The sequence below is a fragment of the Thalassospira sp. CH_XMU1420-2 genome, from assembly GCF_037029325.1.
GTDB classification, from domain to species: domain Bacteria; phylum Pseudomonadota; class Alphaproteobacteria; order Rhodospirillales; family Thalassospiraceae; genus Thalassospira; species Thalassospira povalilytica.
On record NZ_JAYMEG010000002.1, the window covers coordinates 1,041,118 to 1,058,719 of the forward strand.

General features: G+C 53.4%; 20 protein-coding genes. 9 read left to right on the forward strand and 11 right to left on the reverse strand.

Going from position 1 to position 17,602, the window contains the following annotated elements:
- Positions 1-99: 99 nt before the first annotated feature.
- From phnG to phnN, 8 genes are read left to right on the forward strand one after another with little or no spacing between them, the layout of a single operon-like run.
- Positions 100-615 (forward strand): phosphonate C-P lyase system protein PhnG, encoded by a 516-nt coding sequence (gene phnG / locus WA429_RS09455; RefSeq protein WP_287465236.1) that lies wholly within the window; start codon positions 100-102, stop codon positions 613-615.
- A complete protein-coding gene (gene phnH, locus WA429_RS09460; protein WP_287465234.1) occupies positions 612-1,220 on the forward strand; it encodes a phosphonate C-P lyase system protein PhnH in 609 nt (202 codons plus the stop codon). Before phnG ends, phnH begins: the two co-directional genes overlap by 4 nt.
- 2 nt (positions 1,221-1,222) lie before the next feature.
- Positions 1,223-2,356, forward strand: a complete 1,134-nt coding sequence (locus WA429_RS09465; RefSeq protein ID WP_287465233.1) for a carbon-phosphorus lyase complex subunit PhnI — start codon at positions 1,223-1,225, stop codon at positions 2,354-2,356.
- 4 nt (positions 2,357-2,360) lie between these two features.
- Positions 2,361-3,287: an alpha-D-ribose 1-methylphosphonate 5-phosphate C-P-lyase PhnJ gene (locus tag WA429_RS09470; RefSeq protein ID WP_287465232.1), complete on the forward strand. Its 927-nt coding sequence runs from the start codon at positions 2,361-2,363 to the stop codon at positions 3,285-3,287.
- Entirely contained in the window at positions 3,287-4,069 is a 783-nt protein-coding gene (phnK, locus tag WA429_RS09475) for a phosphonate C-P lyase system protein PhnK (protein WP_181848990.1), read from the forward strand. The genes WA429_RS09470 and phnK overlap by 1 nt, the downstream gene beginning before the upstream one ends.
- 13 nt (positions 4,070-4,082) lie before the next feature.
- On the forward strand, positions 4,083-4,787 hold the full coding sequence (gene phnL / locus WA429_RS09480) for a phosphonate C-P lyase system protein PhnL (protein WP_206928314.1): 705 nt from the start codon (positions 4,083-4,085) through the stop codon (positions 4,785-4,787).
- Positions 4,780-5,922 (forward strand): alpha-D-ribose 1-methylphosphonate 5-triphosphate diphosphatase, encoded by a 1,143-nt coding sequence (locus tag WA429_RS09485; RefSeq protein ID WP_287465231.1) that lies wholly within the window; start codon positions 4,780-4,782, stop codon positions 5,920-5,922. The genes phnL and WA429_RS09485 overlap by 8 nt, the downstream gene beginning before the upstream one ends.
- On the forward strand, positions 5,919-6,524 hold the full coding sequence (phnN, locus tag WA429_RS09490; protein WP_287465230.1) for a phosphonate metabolism protein/1,5-bisphosphokinase (PRPP-forming) PhnN: 606 nt from the start codon (positions 5,919-5,921) through the stop codon (positions 6,522-6,524). The genes WA429_RS09485 and phnN overlap by 4 nt, the downstream gene beginning before the upstream one ends.
- 62 nt (positions 6,525-6,586) lie before the next feature.
- On the opposite strand, the gene WA429_RS09495 is transcribed toward phnN, so the two are convergent.
- From WA429_RS09495 to WA429_RS09520, 6 genes are all read right to left on the reverse strand, one after another.
- Entirely contained in the window at positions 6,587-7,285 is a 699-nt protein-coding gene (locus WA429_RS09495) for a DUF1045 domain-containing protein (protein WP_287465228.1), read from the reverse strand.
- A gap of 136 nt (positions 7,286-7,421) precedes the next feature.
- Positions 7,422-8,069, reverse strand: a complete 648-nt coding sequence (locus tag WA429_RS09500) for a chloramphenicol acetyltransferase (protein ID WP_287465226.1) — start codon at positions 8,067-8,069, stop codon at positions 7,422-7,424.
- Positions 8,070-8,073: 4 nt separating this feature from the next.
- Entirely contained in the window at positions 8,074-8,886 is an 813-nt protein-coding gene (gene phnE, locus WA429_RS09505) for a phosphonate ABC transporter, permease protein PhnE (RefSeq protein WP_068519968.1), read from the reverse strand.
- A gap of 69 nt (positions 8,887-8,955) precedes the next feature.
- Positions 8,956-9,972: a phosphonate ABC transporter substrate-binding protein gene (gene phnD, locus WA429_RS09510; protein WP_068519969.1), complete on the reverse strand. Its 1,017-nt coding sequence runs from the start codon at positions 9,970-9,972 to the stop codon at positions 8,956-8,958.
- A gap of 68 nt (positions 9,973-10,040) precedes the next feature.
- Complete coding sequence (gene phnC, locus WA429_RS09515) at positions 10,041-10,886, reverse strand: phosphonate ABC transporter ATP-binding protein (protein WP_287465225.1); 846 nt, start codon at positions 10,884-10,886, stop codon at positions 10,041-10,043.
- Positions 10,887-11,183: 297 nt separating this feature from the next.
- Positions 11,184-12,179 carry an Ldh family oxidoreductase gene (locus tag WA429_RS09520; protein WP_287465223.1) on the reverse strand — a complete coding sequence of 332 codons (996 nt, stop codon included), beginning with the start codon at positions 12,177-12,179 and terminating at the stop codon, positions 11,184-11,186.
- Positions 12,180-12,397: 218 nt separating this feature from the next.
- On the opposite strand from WA429_RS09520, the gene WA429_RS09525 reads away from it, so the two are divergent.
- Positions 12,398-12,859 carry an META domain-containing protein gene (locus tag WA429_RS09525; RefSeq protein WP_287465222.1) on the forward strand — a complete coding sequence of 154 codons (462 nt, stop codon included), beginning with the start codon at positions 12,398-12,400 and terminating at the stop codon, positions 12,857-12,859.
- Positions 12,860-12,959: 100 nt separating this feature from the next.
- On the opposite strand, the gene WA429_RS09530 is transcribed toward WA429_RS09525, so the two are convergent.
- From WA429_RS09530 to WA429_RS09550, 5 genes are all read right to left on the reverse strand, one after another.
- Positions 12,960-14,630: a BCCT family transporter gene (locus WA429_RS09530; protein WP_287465221.1), complete on the reverse strand. Its 1,671-nt coding sequence runs from the start codon at positions 14,628-14,630 to the stop codon at positions 12,960-12,962.
- Between the two features lie 66 nt (positions 14,631-14,696).
- Positions 14,697-15,110 (reverse strand): universal stress protein, encoded by a 414-nt coding sequence (locus WA429_RS09535; protein ID WP_287465219.1) that lies wholly within the window; start codon positions 15,108-15,110, stop codon positions 14,697-14,699.
- A 312-nt stretch (positions 15,111-15,422) separates the two neighbouring features.
- Positions 15,423-16,367 carry an alpha/beta hydrolase gene (locus tag WA429_RS09540; RefSeq protein ID WP_287465218.1) on the reverse strand — a complete coding sequence of 315 codons (945 nt, stop codon included), beginning with the start codon at positions 16,365-16,367 and terminating at the stop codon, positions 15,423-15,425.
- A 72-nt stretch (positions 16,368-16,439) separates the two neighbouring features.
- Entirely contained in the window at positions 16,440-17,372 is a 933-nt protein-coding gene (locus WA429_RS09545; protein WP_287465216.1) for an L-lactate dehydrogenase, read from the reverse strand.
- A 3-nt stretch (positions 17,373-17,375) separates the two neighbouring features.
- On the reverse strand, positions 17,376-17,510 hold the full coding sequence (locus tag WA429_RS09550; RefSeq protein WP_287465215.1) for a hypothetical protein: 135 nt from the start codon (positions 17,508-17,510) through the stop codon (positions 17,376-17,378).
- Between the last annotated feature and the right edge of the window lie 92 nt (positions 17,511-17,602).

Consider the following 17,602-nt stretch of genomic DNA (forward strand, 5'->3'; position numbering starts at 1 on the left):
GACCTTTGCCAAGCTCGATGAATCGTCTTATAACGTGAATATGTATAGACGTCTAGACAAATTTTGAATTTGTCGACTTGCTGGAAAAGGATCAGACAGATGACGGCGCATACCGCCCGGACAGACGGGCCCGCCCAGGATCACAATCCCCTTCATCAGAACCAGACAGAGCCTGTTGATCAGGCGACCGCTGCGCGGCAACGCTGGATGTCGGTTCTTGCACGCACGCCACGTGCGACTCTGGAAAGCGAATGGACCACCCGTTATGGCGATCAGAATTGGTCCCTGTTGCGCGAACCACAGATCGGCATGGTGATGGTACGTGGGCGCGCCGGTGGTGCGGGACAGCGTTTCAATCTTGGTGAAATGACCGTAACGCGCTGTGCTGTGACCCTTTCGGACGGCACCGTTGGTCATGCTTATGTCAAGGGTCGCGACCGTTTGCAGGCGCAATATGCCGCACTGTTTGATGCCGTCATGTTACGCGATGGATCGGCCGGGGATTTCATTGATGACCTTGCCAGTGCACAGGCCGATGCCAAACGCGACCATGCCCGCAAAGTTGCCGCAACCAGAGTTGATTTCTTTACCCTTGTCCGCGGAGAAGACGAATGACCCTGCAATCCCAGACAAGTGACTTGCTGCCGGGCTTTGATCATGCCGCCTTTGATTCGAATGCCGTTTTCCGGGTTTTACTTGATGCCATGTCGCGGCCCGGGCGCATTTATGACCTGCCGGTTTCGATTGCCACACCTGATGGCCTGAATGCATCGGCCACCGCGACACTCCTTGCCATGGCAGATATGGACACCACCATCTGGCTGTCACCATCCTGCATGACCAAGGCCGCGAACGATCACCTGAAATTCCATTGCGGCTGCCCCATCAGTGATGACGTTGCGCAGGCCGACTTTGCCGTTGCCCGGATTGATGATGACCTTTCCTTCATCACCCGTCTTTCGATGGGCAATGCCGAATATCCCGATCAATCGGCAACCCTGATCCTGATGGTCGATGACATCACCAATGCACCGGCAATGAAACTGACCGGGCCGGGGATCAAGGACAGCCATGACCTTGCGATCAAGAACCTGCCGGCAAGCTTCCATGCCTGGCGTGCGGAAAACCATCACATGTTCCCGTGCGGGGTTGATGTGATTTTCGCAAGCCCGACCCAGATTTCCGCCCTTTCGCGCACCACCCGGATTGAGGTCATTTAACCATGTATGTTGCCGTTAAAGGTGGCGAACGCGCCATCAACAATGCCCACCGGCTGCTTGCCGAACAGCGCCGTGGTGACAAAAAGGTTGCCGAAATCCAAACCGATCAAATCGAACAGCAATTGTCGCTGTCCGTAACCCGCGTCATGGCCGAAGGATCACTTTATGACCGCGATCTGGCCGCCCTTGCCATCAAACAGGCCCGCGGTGATTTGATCGAGGCGATTTTCCTGATGCGTGCCTATCGCACGACATTGCCGCGTTTTGCCTTTTCCAAGCCGATCAAAACCGCGGACATGGATATATCACGCCGCATTTCGGCAACCTTCAAGGACTTGCCCGGCGGGCAGATTTTGGGCCCGACCTTTGACTATACCCATCGTCTGCTGGATTTCACCTTGATGGCCAATGGCGAGGAACCGCTTGATGCGCCATGCGGCGAACATCCGGTGGATGAACATATGCCGCGCGTTCTGGACGATATCCTGAATGACGAGGGCCTTATTCAGGACGAACCTGTTCCGGTTGATGACACTGCACCGGTTGCCGATTTGACCCGCGAACCGGTCAAGTTCCCGGCCGGTCGTGACCTTCGATTACAGAACCTGAGCCGCGGGGACGAGGGATTTGTTCTTGCGCTTGGATATTCGACCCAGCGCGGATACGCCAACAGCCACGCCTTTGTTGGTGAAATCCGCTATGGCACCGTATCGGTTGAAATCGAACCCGAAGAACTCGGCTTTGCCATCGATATTGGTGATATCGAACTGACCGAATGCGAAACGGTCAACAAATTCAAGGGATCGAAAACCAAGCTGCCGCAATTTACCCGCGGCTATGGCCTTGTGTTCGGTCAGAACGAGCGCAAGGCCATTTCGATGGCACTGGTGGATCGTGCCATGCGCGCCGATGAAATGGGCGAACAGATCATGGGTCCGGCGCAGGACAGCGAATTCGTGATGGAACATAGCGATAACGTCCAGTCCACCGGTTTTGTCGAACATATCAAGCTTCCGCACTATGTCGATTTCCAGGGTGAACTTGAACTTGTTCGCCGCATGCGGGCTGAAGTCGAAGAACGACTGGCCAAGCTTGATACTGAGGCCGCCCGATCCCAACCCGAAGCCGCGGAGTAATTCCATGGAACAGACTGTCAATTATTCGGCGGATGGGGCAACGGCCTATAATTTCGCCTATCTCGATGAACAAACCAAACGCATGATCCGGCGCGCATTGCTGAAGGCCGTTGCAATTCCGGGATATCAGGTCCCGTTTGCCGGTCGTGAAATGCCAATGCCCTATGGCTGGGGTACGGGTGGGGTACAGGTAACCGCCGCCGTTATTGGACCGAATGATACCCTTAAGGTCATAGACCAAGGGGCCGATGACACCACCAACGCGGTTTCCATCCGTCAGTTCTTTGCCAAAACTGCCAATGTCGGGACGACTGAAAAAACGGCCGAGGCATCAATCATTCAGACCCGCCACCGCATCCCGGAAAAGGAGCTGCGCGAAGATCAGGTTCTTGTTTATCAGGTGCCGATCCCCGAACCGCTTCGTTTCCTTGAACCGCGTGAAACTGAAACGCGCAAGATGCATGCACTTGAAGAATACGGTCTGATGCATGTGAAACTTTATGAAGACATTGCGCGTCACGGCCACATCGCCACCACTTATGCCTATCCGGTCATGGTGGATGATCGCTATGTGATGGACCCGTCACCGACACCCAAATTCGACAATCCGAAAATGAACGATATGGCGGCCCTTCAGCTGTTTGGGGCGGGACGTGAAAAACGCATCTATGCCCTGCCGCCCTACACCAAGGTCAAAAGCCTCGATTTCGAAGATCATCCGTTCGAAGTCCAGACCTGGAAAGATGAATGCGGCATGTGCGGTGCCCGCGACAGTTACCTTGATGAGGTCATTCTCGATGATCAGGGCAACCGGATGTTTGTTTGCTCGGACACCGATTACTGCAGTGAGCGGCAGGAAGCCGGCCATCGCGGCCCGCAACATCATGACCAGCCGCTTGGCAAGGCAGCACGCGAAAAGGCAGCAGAATAATGACCCAGATGATCAATCCGCTTTTGCGTGTGGACAACCTGACCATGATGTATGGCGACCGGGTTGGTTGCAAGGATGTCAGTTTTGAACTTCGCCCGGGTGAAGTTCTTGGCATTGTTGGGGAATCCGGTTCAGGCAAATCCACTTTGCTGCGCAGCATTTCCGCCCAGCAAGAACCGACCAAAGGGACGGTCAAATACAATACCCGCATTGACGGCGTGTGTGATGTCTATCAGATGTCCGAAGCCCAGCGCAGGCTTTTGATGCGCACCGACTGGGCGTTTGTGCATCAAAACCCGCGTGACGGGTTGCGCATGAATGTCAGCGCCGGGGCCAATATTGGCGAACGCCTGATGGCGATCGGGGATCGTCATTATGGCAATATCCGCAGCAATGCGGACGCCTGGCTTGGCAAGGTCGAAATTGCGTCCGAACGCCTTGATGATCTGCCATCGACCTTTTCGGGTGGTATGCAGCAACGTTTGCAGATTGCCCGCAACCTCGTAACCAGCCCGCGCCTCGTTTTCATGGACGAACCCACGGGTGGGCTTGATGTTTCTGTTCAGGCCAGATTGCTCGATCTGCTGCGCGGGCTGGTTCACGACCTTAATCTTGCGGTGATTATCGTCACCCACGATCTGGCGGTTGCCCGGCTTCTTTCGCACCGGTTGATGGTGATGCAACAGGGCAAGGTGATTGAACATGGCCTGACCGATCAGGTGCTTGATGACCCGCAGCATCCCTATACGCAGCTGCTTGTTTCTTCCATTCTTCAGAACTGACCGGGGCGGGAAAATGTCTGAAATGCTTCATGCTCAAAACGTCGCCAAAAGCTTTACGCTCCATACCCAGGGTAGCGTAACCATTCCGGTTTTTCAGGGTGTTGATTTCACCCTGTCGGGTGGGGAATGCATCGCGCTGACCGGTGAGTCGGGTTCGGGGAAAAGTACCTTTATGCGCATGCTTTATGCCAATTACACGTGTTCTGACGGATCCATCAAGGTGTTCCATGATGGTGACTGGCTTGATATCACCACCGCCAGCCCGCATTCGATCCTTGAGGTGCGCAAACGCACCATGGGCTATGTCAGCCAGTTCCTGCGCGTGATCCCGCGTGTGCCGACCCTTGAAATCGTGGCCGAACCGCTGGTCGCTCTGGGTACTGCCCGCGAAACCGCGATGGACAAGGCACGCGATCTTTTGACCCGGCTTCGCATTCCGGAACGCTTGTGGCAACTTTCGCCACTGACATTTTCGGGGGGCGAACAGCAACGGGTGAATATTGCCCGTGGTTTTATTGCCGATTATCCGATCATGCTGCTTGATGAACCGACCGCATCGCTTGACGCCCAAAATCGTGCCACTGTTCTGGCATTGATTGAAGAAGCCAAGGGACGTGGGGCGGCGATCGCCGGTATTTTCCATGACCATGAAACCCGTGATGCGGTGTGCACCGGGTCGTTTGATGTGACTTCGTTTAAAGTTGGGGCCAATGACTGAACAGATTTTTACCAATGCCAAACTCGTCCTGGCCAATGAAGTCATTGACGGCGCCGTCCAGATCAAAGACGGACTGATTACAGATGTTTCCGACCGGCCATCCAATATTGCCGGTGCCGAGGATATGGGTGGCGATTACCTGATGCCCGGGCTGGTGGAACTTCATACCGACAACCTTGAAAAGCACCTGACCCCGCGCCCCAAAACCCGCTGGCCCGCCACGGCGGCCGTTGTCGCCCATGACAACCAGGTGGCAAGTGCGGGGATCACCACGGTGTTTGATGCCATTTCAGTAGGCGATGTGACCGATGGCTCGGAACGTATCGAACGCCTGATTGAATCGGTTACCGCCCTTGAACATGCGCTTGAAAACAAGTTGCTGCGCGCAGATCATAAACTGCACCTGCGGTGCGAAACGTCTTATGGCGGACTGATCGAGGCACTTGATAACCTTGTTGATCTGCCTTTGGTCAAAATGCTTTCGGTGATGGACCACACACCCGGTCAGCGCCAGTTCGTCAGTCTTGATGCCTATTACACCTACTATCAGGGCAAATACGGCATGAGCGACGAAGAAATGCGGAAATTCATCGCATCGCGCAAACGCGATTCCGAACTTTATTCCGTCAAACATCGTCGTCATGTGGTGGATCTGGCACATGCCAAGAACCTGGCCCTTGCCAGTCATGATGACGCAACTGCCGAACATGTTGCCGAGGCCGTGCAGGACAAGATGACCGTGGCCGAATTCCCGACCACCCTTGAAGCAGCCAAGGCATCGCACGAAGGCGGCCTTGGTGTGATGATGGGGGGACCGAACCTTGTACGCGGCGGATCCCATAGCGGTAATGTCGCCGCAGGCGATCTGGCCAAGAATGGCTATCTTGATATCATTTCAAGTGATTATGTCCCGCACAGCCTGCTGCACGGGGCGATGAAACTGTTTGATGATTTTGACGGCTATGATTTGCCGCGCGCCATTCGCACCGTAACGCTTAATCCGGCAACGCAAGTGGGCCTGACGGACCGTGGTGAAATTGCCACAGGCAAGCGCGGCGATCTGATCCGGGTGCATCATTCCCCGCATCATCCGATTGTGCGCGGGGTCTGGCGTGAAGGTGTTCGGGTGTCATGACCGAACGCCATACCCATGATGGCGCGATAAAACCGGGACTTCTGGTCCTTGTCGTCGGCCCAAGTGGCGTTGGCAAAGACACCCTTCTGGATGCCGCACGGGAACGGCTGAAAGATGCAGCGCATATCTGCTTTCCGCGGCGTTGCATCACCCGCCCGGCCGGGTCAGTTGGGGAAATCCACATTCCGGTCCGACCGGAAGATTTCGCTCAGATGGCCCGACAGGGTGCCTTTCTGCTGAGCTGGAAGGCGCATGATCTTTGCTATGGCATTCCGCGCCATGTGCAAGAAGATGTGGCAAATGGCAAAACCGTCATCGTCAATGTATCACGCAGTGTGATCGATGATGCCCGATCCCTGATCGGTCATGGTCAGGTCCGGGTTCTGAACATTCGGGCCAGCAGGGATGTTTTGCGCAAACGTCTGGAAGCCCGCGGGCGTGAGGACATTCTTGATATCGAACGACGTCTTGCGCGTGCGTCCGCCTATCAGATCTATGGCGACAATATCGTTCATGTCGATAATGATGCCGATCTTGAAACCGGTATCGCACGTTTCATCGCCGCCATCGAGATTGATCAAGCAATCGCCAATCGGGCCTGAACCCAGTCCCTTCCAACGAAACATTACAAAAAATGCTGCAGTTTTTGCTGCAGCATTTTTGTTTAGCCCTTAAGAGCAAATCTTTGCAAAAACCGGAATGGCTTGCCGTCACCCGGATCCCCGAACAGGCAGATATCTGCAACTTCAAACGGTTCTGCACAAAGCGGCGCAACAACGGGTGCCAATGCCTTTTCAAATCTCGCAACCTGACCGGTTTCAAGCTTGTTGGTCAGGGTCAGATGGAACCGGAATTCTTCCATCACATAGGGATATCCCCATTTGACCAAATTGGCTTCCTGGCGATCGGAAAGCCCCACCACGCGGCGCTTGTTCATAGCTGCTTCGTCTTCGGGTTTGCGAAAATCATCAAGATCACGCACCAGCAATGCTGCAAGCGCGCCAAGGTCGCCCAAGGGTTCGGTTGGCACAAGCGCCAGAAAGCGACCGATTGCCTTTAACTTAAGGGGCCCGCAGGTGACCGGTTTGATTTCTGTAGCAACATCTTTGATCACGGTTTCAAGGTCGGTTCTGCTTTGCCCGTCATTCAGGGTGAAGGGCGGCTTTAAAGTCCCATGAAAACCATAACGGGCGGGCGATGTGGTGGCAGCAACGACTTCATCATCATCAAGCCCGTCGACAACCGGTCGCGCAACATCCTTTCCGGTCGCGGCATTGCGCCCCAGCCAGGCATTGCCAAAAGCCCCAAGGCCGCTTTGCGGTGCCGGGGCATAATAAAGGGCATAGCGTTGATATTCTGACATGATTTCTCTTTGACGGAATGCCGCGGGGCGGAGCCCCATCTTGGGAATTGTCGCGCCAACGCGCAACACCCGTTTGATGAAAAACGCCGAAGAATTTCATCTTCGGCGCATCGCAAAATCAAGCATCAATACCGGTTCAAACCGTATCGTATTTCAGGCAGAAATCACGTACCGGAAGGCTTCGGAAATCAACCAGCCGTTCGCGCAACATATCATGGGACCAGTCCCACCATTGGATGCGCAAAAGGGCATCGATGATATCGGTTTCAAACCGGGGACGAAGGGGACTTGCCGGAATGCCGGTCACAATGGTGTATGGCGGCACATCCTTGGTTACCACGGCACCGGAACCGACAACCGATCCAATGCCGATGGTCACCCCGCCCTGCACGATCGCACCATGACCGATCCAGACGTCATGATGAAGTGTCACGCGTTTTTCCCGACGCCAGTCAAAGAAGGCCGGATCATCATCGCCAAGCTCATAAGCGCTTGATCGATACTGGAAGTGATGCATGGATGCCCGATCCATCGGATGCTGTCCGGGATTGATGCGGGTATGGGCGGCGATATTCACGAATTTTCCGATATCGGAATAGATGATCTCGCTGTCATTCACGACATAGGAATAGTCACCCATTTTTGTTTCGCGCATCGATGTCCGTGGGCCGACCTCGGTCCAGACACCCATTTCGCAATCGACAACCGTCGCAGTGACATCAATGGTCGGATATTCCGAAAGCGCCTTCATGGCCGGTTTGGCCTGCGTGATTTGAAAAGTCATCTGATCACGTCACCAACTTGCGCAGACGCTGGGAAACCATATCAAGCAGGCTGACCGAAATGATGATGATGATCATGACAGCCGCGGTTTCGGCGTAATAGAATCCGCGAATATATTCCCAAAGCACCATACCAATCCCGCCCGCACCGACGATACCAAGGACCGTGGCCGACCGTACGTTGGACTCGAACCGGTAAAGCGAATAGGAAATCCAAAGCGGCAGGACTTGCGGGATCACGCCAAAAATAACTTCCTGAAGCGCATTGGCCCCGGTTGCACGGATACCTTCGACCGGTTCGGGATCAATCGCCTCGACCGCCTCGGAAAACAGTTTGGCAAGAACACCCGTGGTGTGAATCCAGAGTGCCAGCACACCGGCAAACGGACCAAGCCCGACTGCCACAACGAACAGCATGGCAAAGACCATTTCGTTAATGGCGCGGAAGGAATCCATCAAACGGCGAACAGGCTGATAAACCCAGACCGGCACGATATTTTCAGAGGATAGAATGCCAAACGGGATCGAACACACGATTGAAAGCGCCGTTCCCCAGATCGCGATCTGGATGGTGATCCACATTTCTTCGACATAGGTCTTCCACATCAGGAAGTCCGGCGGAAAGAAACCTTCTGCGAAATCGACCATATTGCCGCTGTTTTCAAACAGGGCCATCGGGCGCATATCCGCACCTTCCCACGACATGGCCAGAAGACCAAGAATGACCGCCCAAAGCAAAAAGCTTGATGCCGAGCGTTTCAGGTCCCTTGGCGGAAGCTCCGTTGCGACAGATGACGCGGAAGAAATGCTGCTATTCATCATGTTAATCCCGGATGGTAAATGCAAACAGGGAGCACACGGTCCGTGCACTCCCTGTCGAAAGATCGATTACTCGTAGGAAACGAGGATTTCGAGTTCAGCCAGTTTCTTGTCGATTTCAGCAACGCGTGCTGCTTTTTCGTCTGCTGACAGTTCTTCGGTGTTCTGGATTTTCAGCTTGTTCTTATACAGCTCAAGCTGACGGATCGGGTAAAGCTGCGCGTTCGAGCTTTCCATGAATTTGCCCATACCGTCCTGGATACCTGCCAGAACCTTGTTGGCACCTTCAACGTCGCCCATACGACCATACCCAAGGAAGAAGGCCTTGATTTCGGATTTCAGTTCGCGCGACAGGTCCTTGCGGTAAACCATCGGGTCAGACGGGATCAGCGGCGAGGTCCAGATCACTTTGACCTTTTCGGTGATTTCCGGCTTGTTCATTTCGGTACGTGCGAGCTGCTCGGAATTGTTGGCAGCAACATCAACCTGCTTGTTGGCGGTCGCCATCAGGTTGGTTTCGTGGTTCGCATTGCGAACGGTCTTGAAGCAATCCTTCGGATCAACACCGTTCTGCGCAAAAACGTAATAGGTCGGAACCAGGAAGCCCGAGGTCGAGTTCGGATCACCGATACCGAAATTGAGCGAGCCATCACATTTCAGCATGTCGGCAAGGGTATTGAGCTTGTCGTTATCAGCCTGGGTGATGATGTGGGAATAATATCCGTTCGAACCATCGGATTTGGACGTCTGAACGAAAACTTCACCACCAGCACGGTCAACGGCTTCCATCGCCGACTTGTTGCCGAACCAGCCAACATGAACCTTGCCAAAACGCATGCCTTCGATGATGCCGGCATAGTCCGGGGCAAAGAATGCCTCGATTTCCTTGCCGAGCGCCTTTTCCATGTCGTCGATCATCGGCTGCCACTGGGCTTTTAGGTTCGAGCTCGACTCAGTCGAGATGAAGCCGAAAACCAGTTTTTCCGGGTCCTGTTCGAGCGGCTTGTACTCAACATCAGCAGCAGCAATGCCCGATGCTAGCAAGGTTGCAGCCAATGCTGCAGATGCAATTGTCTTGGCGATCATAAGAAGTCCCCTGTCAAATATGAATTGGACGTGTGTCGATGAGGTAAGGCAGTCAAAACGTGACCCGGCTAGCTTGTCGCGATGGCCAGATCCTTTTTCGCAACCGGCTCAATCGCGGGACGTGTTTCATCCCCGGAACCATCTGCAAAAAGCTCGGAAGAATATTCGCCATACAATTCGCGCAGGAATTCCGGCGTCAACTGGGTGGAGGGCCCGTCAAATACGACAGCACCATCGCGCATGGCGATGGTGCGTTTGCAATAGTCTTTTGCGTAGTCAACCTGATGAAGGGACACGATCACGGTCACGTTGTCTTCACGGTTCACACGATCAATGGTATTCATCACCTTGCGCGAGGATGCCGGATCAAGCGACGCGATCGGCTCATCTGCAAGAATAAGACGCGCACCCTGGGTGATGGTCCGGGCAATTGCTGCGCGCTGTTGCTGCCCGCCGGAAAGATTGCGGGCCTTTTTGGTCGCATGCGCATCAATACCGACACGATGCAATGCGGCCATGGCACGCATTTTTTCGGATTTGGTAAACAGGCCAAGTGATCCGCGCCAGGCCGGGACACGCCCCAAAAGCCCCATCAGCACATTGGTCAAAACCGACAGGCGGCTGACCAGATTGAATTGCTGGAAAACCACACCGATTTCTGCGCGCACCTTGCGGGCGCCGCGCGAAATCTTGCCATTTTCCTGAATTGTTTCGCCAAACACGACGATCTTGCCGCCGTCGCGATCACCGCGCAGCAATCCGGCAACATGGCGGATCAATGTTGATTTTCCCGAACCGGAAGCACCGATAAGCGCAACCATTTCGCCTTCCCGCACCTGTAACTTCACATTTTTCAGTGCGCGTTTGTCACGGGTAAAGCTTTTGTTCAGCCCAGAAATATCTACAACCAGCATCAAGAAATCGCCTGCATGTGTTTCGCTGGATGACGAAGCTACGCATGAATGGCGACTCTACGGTGACACTGATGTTACAGTTCGATGATTACGGCGCTCTGTTTACGCCAACAACAATCAAACTTGTCTATACATCAAATATATTTTCAGTAATTTCAAAAATACATCGATGCAGATAAATCACATTTAAAATGATTTTCTAAAAATATGAAAATAATCCCGCATATCTTAAAATAAAAATCTGCACATGCACCATGACCTGTGCAGATTTTCATTCAAAATATATCGTTATTTATTTTACTTGATTGCTTCGATTGCGAACATCACATCATCTTCGATTTCAAGGCCGTCCACTTCAGCAATGGCGCGCGCTGATTTCCCGCGCCGTCCCGGAAGACGCACACCGTCTTCGGCGGCAATTTCATTAGCAATCGCAGCAAGATGACCCATGACACCGGCCCCGCCCGTCGAAGCCGGATCAATTGCAATGATCATTTGGCCCAAAGCAGGCGGCTTGCCCTTGTCATCAAACAGGGATGATGACTGATGACCGAATTGTGCCCCGGTGAGACCGGCTGCGAGAAGTTCGACCATCATTGCCAATGCTGCACCCTTGACGCCGCCAGCAGGGACCATGGTTCCATCCAGTGCCTTGACGGGATCGGTTGTCGGGTTCCCGTCCGTGTCAAATGCCCAGTCATCGGGAATTTCGACACCCTTTTGCTTTGCCGCCATGATTTTTCCGCGTGCGACTTTCGACAGAGCAAGGTCAATGATCACAGGATCGCCTGCACTTCCGACCGGCACCCCAAAAGCAATCGGGTTGGTCCCGAACATCGGGCGCCGACCGCCCCACGCCGCCATTGCCGACGGGGCATTGGCGAACATCATCGCCGCCAAACCCTGCTCTGCAAGGCGTTCGACCGTCAGTCCCATAACACCGGCATGATGGGATTTAAAAATTGATGCAACAGCAATCCCCTGCTGGCGGACCATGTCAGGCAAATGATCCATCATCAAATCCAGCGCCGGATAAGCAAACCCGTATTGCGCATCAATCCGCAAAACACCTGGTGCCGACTTTTCCATTTGCGGCGTGGCATTGCCATCGACTTTTCCTGCGCGGGCCTGTGCGGAATAGGCCGGAACGCGCCGGAAACCGTGACCACCCTGTCCGGATGCTTCTGCGGCAACCAGCGCGGTCGCAACGGATGCTGCATTGTTCCGGCTGACATTGCAGCGCATCAAAGTATCGCAAACAAGCGTATGAGCATCTGACAGGGAAATTTTCATGATGGATCTGACCTTGGGTAACAGCGGAAAACGCCATGGGCGGGATTGCTGTTACAATAAGCCGATGCCCGGTCAACAGGCAAAGGTGTTTTACCGTTTTCTTGCACTGCACATCATATGACCTGTCGGCGCAAACATCTGAAGTTGTGCTAAAATCCTGCCTTAAACTTTCGATACGTTTCATCTTCATCAGCCACAGCCAACACAGGGATAGTGACATGCGCACCACAAAACCGATCATGTTTTCCGCCGTCGCGATGACAGGCGCGCTGCTTTTGTCTGCATGCAATACGACCGGACAGATGAATACCGTGGGTGCCTGGAAAAATGTCACGGGCAAGGACTGGCACCTAACCATGCTGTCCGATGGCGGACAGACATTTACATTTACACCGACATCGCCAATGCAACCCAGTGCTGTCTTTTCAGAGGATGGAAAGGTTAACGGGTCTTCGGGCTGCAACAGTTATTTTGGCACCTATGATCAGGATGGCAATCAACTGACATTTTCGCCACTCGGCGCGACCCGCAAGATGTGCCTTAATGGCGCGATGGCGATCGAGGCAGCTTTTAACAATGCGACAACTCAGGTCACGCACTGGAAACTTGGCAATGACCAACTGGTTCTGATTGACCGGGATGGCAAAACCATCATGACGTTTACAACCAAGGCCCCGTAAGCCAATAAACGGCTTGATGAACGCAAACAAAAAGGGCGCCGTTTGGCGCCCTTTTGTTGTTTCCGACGATGTTTTCGATCGCTTTCAAACCGGAAATCAATCAGTCGTCGGTTTTGGTTGCTTCGGATTTCGGACCGACTGCTGCCGGTTCGGTGCGCAGCCCCTGAATGATCGAGAAGCAGGCCAATAACAGCACAATCGCAAACGGGAAGCCGGTTGATACGGCCATCGCCTGCAACGAGCCAAGCCCGCCACCCAACAGCAATGCGATCGCAACCAGTCCTTCGAAGGTGCACCAGAAAACACGCTGGGGAACCGGTGCATCAACCTTGCCGCCAGCAGTGATCGTATCGATCACAAGCGATCCTGAATCCGATGATGTCACAAAGAAAACAATCACCAGAATAATGCCCAAGAATGACGTGATCGCATGCATCGGCAATTGTTCAAGCATTGTGAACAGCTTGATCGGAAGACCGGCTTCGGCGATGGCAGTTACACCTTCGCTGACCATGTGAACGGCAGTACCGCCGAACGCCGTCATCCAGAAGACACATACAAGTGACGGAATGATCAGAACACAGGTGATGAATTCACGCACTGTACGCCCGCGCGAAACACGCGCGATGAACATGCCAACAAACGGTGACCAGGAAATCCACCATGCCCAATAAAATGACGTCCATCCCTGGCTGAAGTTGGTATCAGCACGACCAACCGGGTTGGACAGGGCCGGAAGATATTCGACATAGGCAACAAGAGACGTAAAGAACCCCTTGATGATATCCATGGTCGGACCAACCAGAACCACAAACAGCAACAGCATGGCTGCCAGTACCATATTGATTTCCGACAGACGTTTGACCCCGGCATCAAGCCCGGCCAAAACCGAAATCAGCGCAACACCGGTAATGGCAATGATCAGAAAGACCTTCGATCCGTCGGTCACTGAAATCCCGAACAGGAAATCAAGCCCGGCATTGGCCTGCTCAGCTCCAAAACCGAGGGACGTCGCAAGCCCGAACAGGGTGGCAAATACTGCAAGAATATCAATAACGTGACCGGTCCAACCCCACACACGTTCGCCAAAGATCGGATAGAACACCGAACGCATTGTCAAAGGCAGGCCCTTGTTAAAGGAAAACAGCGCCAAGGCCAGCGCGACCGTTGCGTAAATTGCCCACGGATGAAGTCCCCAGTGGAAAATGGTTGCCGCCATTCCAAGATCAAACGCCGCATCGGCATCACCGACCGCCGCACCCAAAGGTGCCCAGTCCGTACGCATGCCATCATCGCCGAACGCAGTGCCCCCGATCGAGGACGAGAAATGCGAAATCGGCTCTGATACGCCATAGAACATCAAACCGATGCCCATACCGGCCGCAAACAGCATCGCAAACCAACCCGAATAGGAATAATCGGGTGTCGCATCTGCGCCGCCAAGACGGACCCGTCCAAGCGGTGACACAATCAGAAACAGACACAAAATAACAAAAATGTTGGCCGCGGACAGGAAGAACCAGTCGAAGGTCGACGTCAACCAGCCGCGCAGGTCATTGAACATCGGCCCGACACTTTCCTGAAAGGCCAGTGTCAAAAATACAAATGCAACAATCGACAACCCGGAAATCATGAAGACCGGGTTGTGCACATCAAGACCAAACGGTCCGATCTCTGTCTGGATATTGTCCTGACCGATTTCATAATCGGTCTCGATCGGGTTCGCTGCACCATCCGGGCTTTCAATGCCCGTATCAGCTTCTGACCCCATTTCAAACTCCCTAGCTTCGTGATTAAACAGCTACCCCTAGCCGTCTTTACTCAAAGGCGTGATTGTTTAACGCACCAGGAACACGGATTGATCCGCGTGTGATGCAACATATCCGCCATGAGATGAAAAAATATGGTCGGCAATGCCGGGAATATGCGACGCCATAACGATCATATCGGTGCCAAGCTCATCGGCTTTGCGCACCAAAATCTTGCTCAGATCTGTTGCCAGATCATGGGCAATTTCCGCATCCGCAGAGACTTTCAACCCGGATTTGCCGGCTGTTTCCCGTGCGAAATCCGACAATTTTTGTTCGAACTCTTTGGGGCTGTGCGCCACCGAAGACGGGGTATTTGTCCCGACCGCAAGGAAACAAAGTTCGGATTTGTAATGTGTTGCCAAATCGATGGCCGTTTGAATGGCCTTTTCCATTTTGTCGATATGGGCCAGATCCACCGGCACAAGCATCTTCTGATACATTCATTCCTCCGTTGTGTGCACGCAAATATACGTGCCAATCCTTCGGTCGAAATCAAAGTTCAGAGATGATAACAGGTCATTGAATACAAATCAAAAATGGGCAGAACCGGAAAAAATCAAAGATATTTGGCAATCATATCGTAACTTAAAATAACACAATATCACTACACCCATGCCAAACATGACTGAAGTGATTTACGATTTTCACAACGGATAAGATTTATTATTTATGATCCGACAACAACATCATCGAAATGGTGGAAAATATCAGAGTGCAGGGCTACGCGGATCACGGAACATAACAGCGCGCAGTCATTCCTGATTGACCATACGAGTGATGGCCTGACACACATGGGCAAAGCCGTCCTTGGCCCCGGGGCTCATATATCTGGCACGGAGCCAGCCATGGATCATTTGTGGTTCTTCCCGGTATTGAACCCAAATGCCTGCCCGCGCCAAGCGCGCGGTATATTCACGTCCGTCATCACGTAACGGATCGAAATAGGCTGATGTTATATAGGTCGGCGGCAACCCGCGAAGATCATCCACGGACAAGGCATGCGCCACCGGATCATCCATCGGCGCTTTCAAAACATCGCGGTAATAAATGACATCATCGGTGCTTAAACCCGGGGCACTGGCCATTTGGCCGTAACTTGGCCAGTTAAGATCCCCGCCAAGTGCCGGATAAATTAAAACCTGACCAAGAATGCGATTCCCAAATCCGTCATCCCTGGCCCTTAATGCCAACCCGGTCGCCAACATGCCGCCCGCACTGTCCCCCACCAGAACGATCTTTTTCCCCGCCATCAGCAAACTGTGCATCACGGTGTGACAGTCTTCATGCTGTGCAGGCCAGATATATTCGGGTGCCAACCGGTAATCGATTGCGGTTAGTTCTGCCTGCGCACTTTCTGCAATATCGGCACAGATTGCATCATGGCTGTCACATGATCCAACCACGAACCCGCCACCATGCATGTAAAGAATTCTGTGCGGCGTACCAAGGGTTTCCGGACGAAAATGGCGCACCGGAACCGTTCCGATAACATCGTCCTGAATATGCATACCATCCGGACGCGCACGCCCAAAATACGAACATAACACATCATACCAGACGCGCTGCTGTTCGATCCCGGCGGCAACCGCATCAGGTGGATAAAGGCTGTCGCATTTGGCAATGAAAGCACGGATACCCTCTTCTTCGGGCATCGGGTCATAACTGATATCGAATGAAACCGGGCCGGAATCCGACATTTGGAAACCTTTGCGTGTTGGGACCCCTCAAAACTAGCGCGGTTTTCCGACCTTTAAAAGGGTTCTGTCGTATCAGAGTGAAATGCTTTCCACACAATCCTTCAAAAGCTGCGCACTGCGGCCGAGACCTTCGAGTTCTTCTGCCGCAAGATCCGGCATCAGGTCCTCCGATACGCCGTCCGCACCGATCACCCGTGGAATCGACAACGCAACATCGCGCACATCCCCGATCTCGGCCATGACACAGGAAACCGTCAGGACATCATGCTGATCACGGGCAATGGCCTTGATAATCCGGGCCAGTCCTGCACCAATCCCGTAATAGGTTGCGCCTTTGCCCTTGATTATTTTATAGGCCGCATTGCGCACACCATCATCAATCCGTGCACGCACATGCTGGGTGATCGGCGATCCCACCTGGGCGGCTACTTCTGCCAGGGACAAAGACCCCACCCGGGCATTGGACCAGGCCAAAACTTCGCTATCACCATGTTCACCAAGCACATAGGCATGCACCGATTGTGGCGATATTCCCAGATGCCGGCCAAGCAGACTTCTAAACCGGGCCGTATCAAGGATGGTTCCGGAACCAATAACCCGACTTGCCGGCAACCCGGAAATACGCTGCGTGATCTGGGCCATGATATCGACCGGATTGGACGCAATCAGAAGGATCGCATCGGGCGCAACGGCAAGGACATTACCCACAACATCCTTGAAAACTGCAGCATTGCGCTCCAACAAGGCAAGTCTGGTTTCGCCGGGTTTCTGACTGACCCCCGCCGCAAGAATAACGACCCGCGCCCCGGCAAGCCCGCCATAGTCGGCCGCCTCCACAATTGTTGAGGACATGAACGGAACAGCATGGGCGATGTCTTCTGCCTGAGCGACGGCAAGATCATGGTTCTGATCAACCAGAACAACCGAACTGGCAAGTCCCATAACCGCAAGCGCATAGCCCGCTGAACTTCCAACCATCCCGGCCCCGACAATCCCGACCTTCATCACTCAATCTCCCGCATCAAAACCCGTCTTCACATCAATGATGCCACCGGCGGGTGAAGCGGTCAAAAAGGATAAATGTTGCGCAACAAAACATCCGCATTTTTCAGATGAAAAAACCAAAGGATCGATTGCGGTCAAGAACGCAATTCTAAATCGAAATTTCAATCACTTAGCCCGGACTAAACCATTCCAATCGCACCCGGTTTACGGTAGAATTTCAACAATATAAA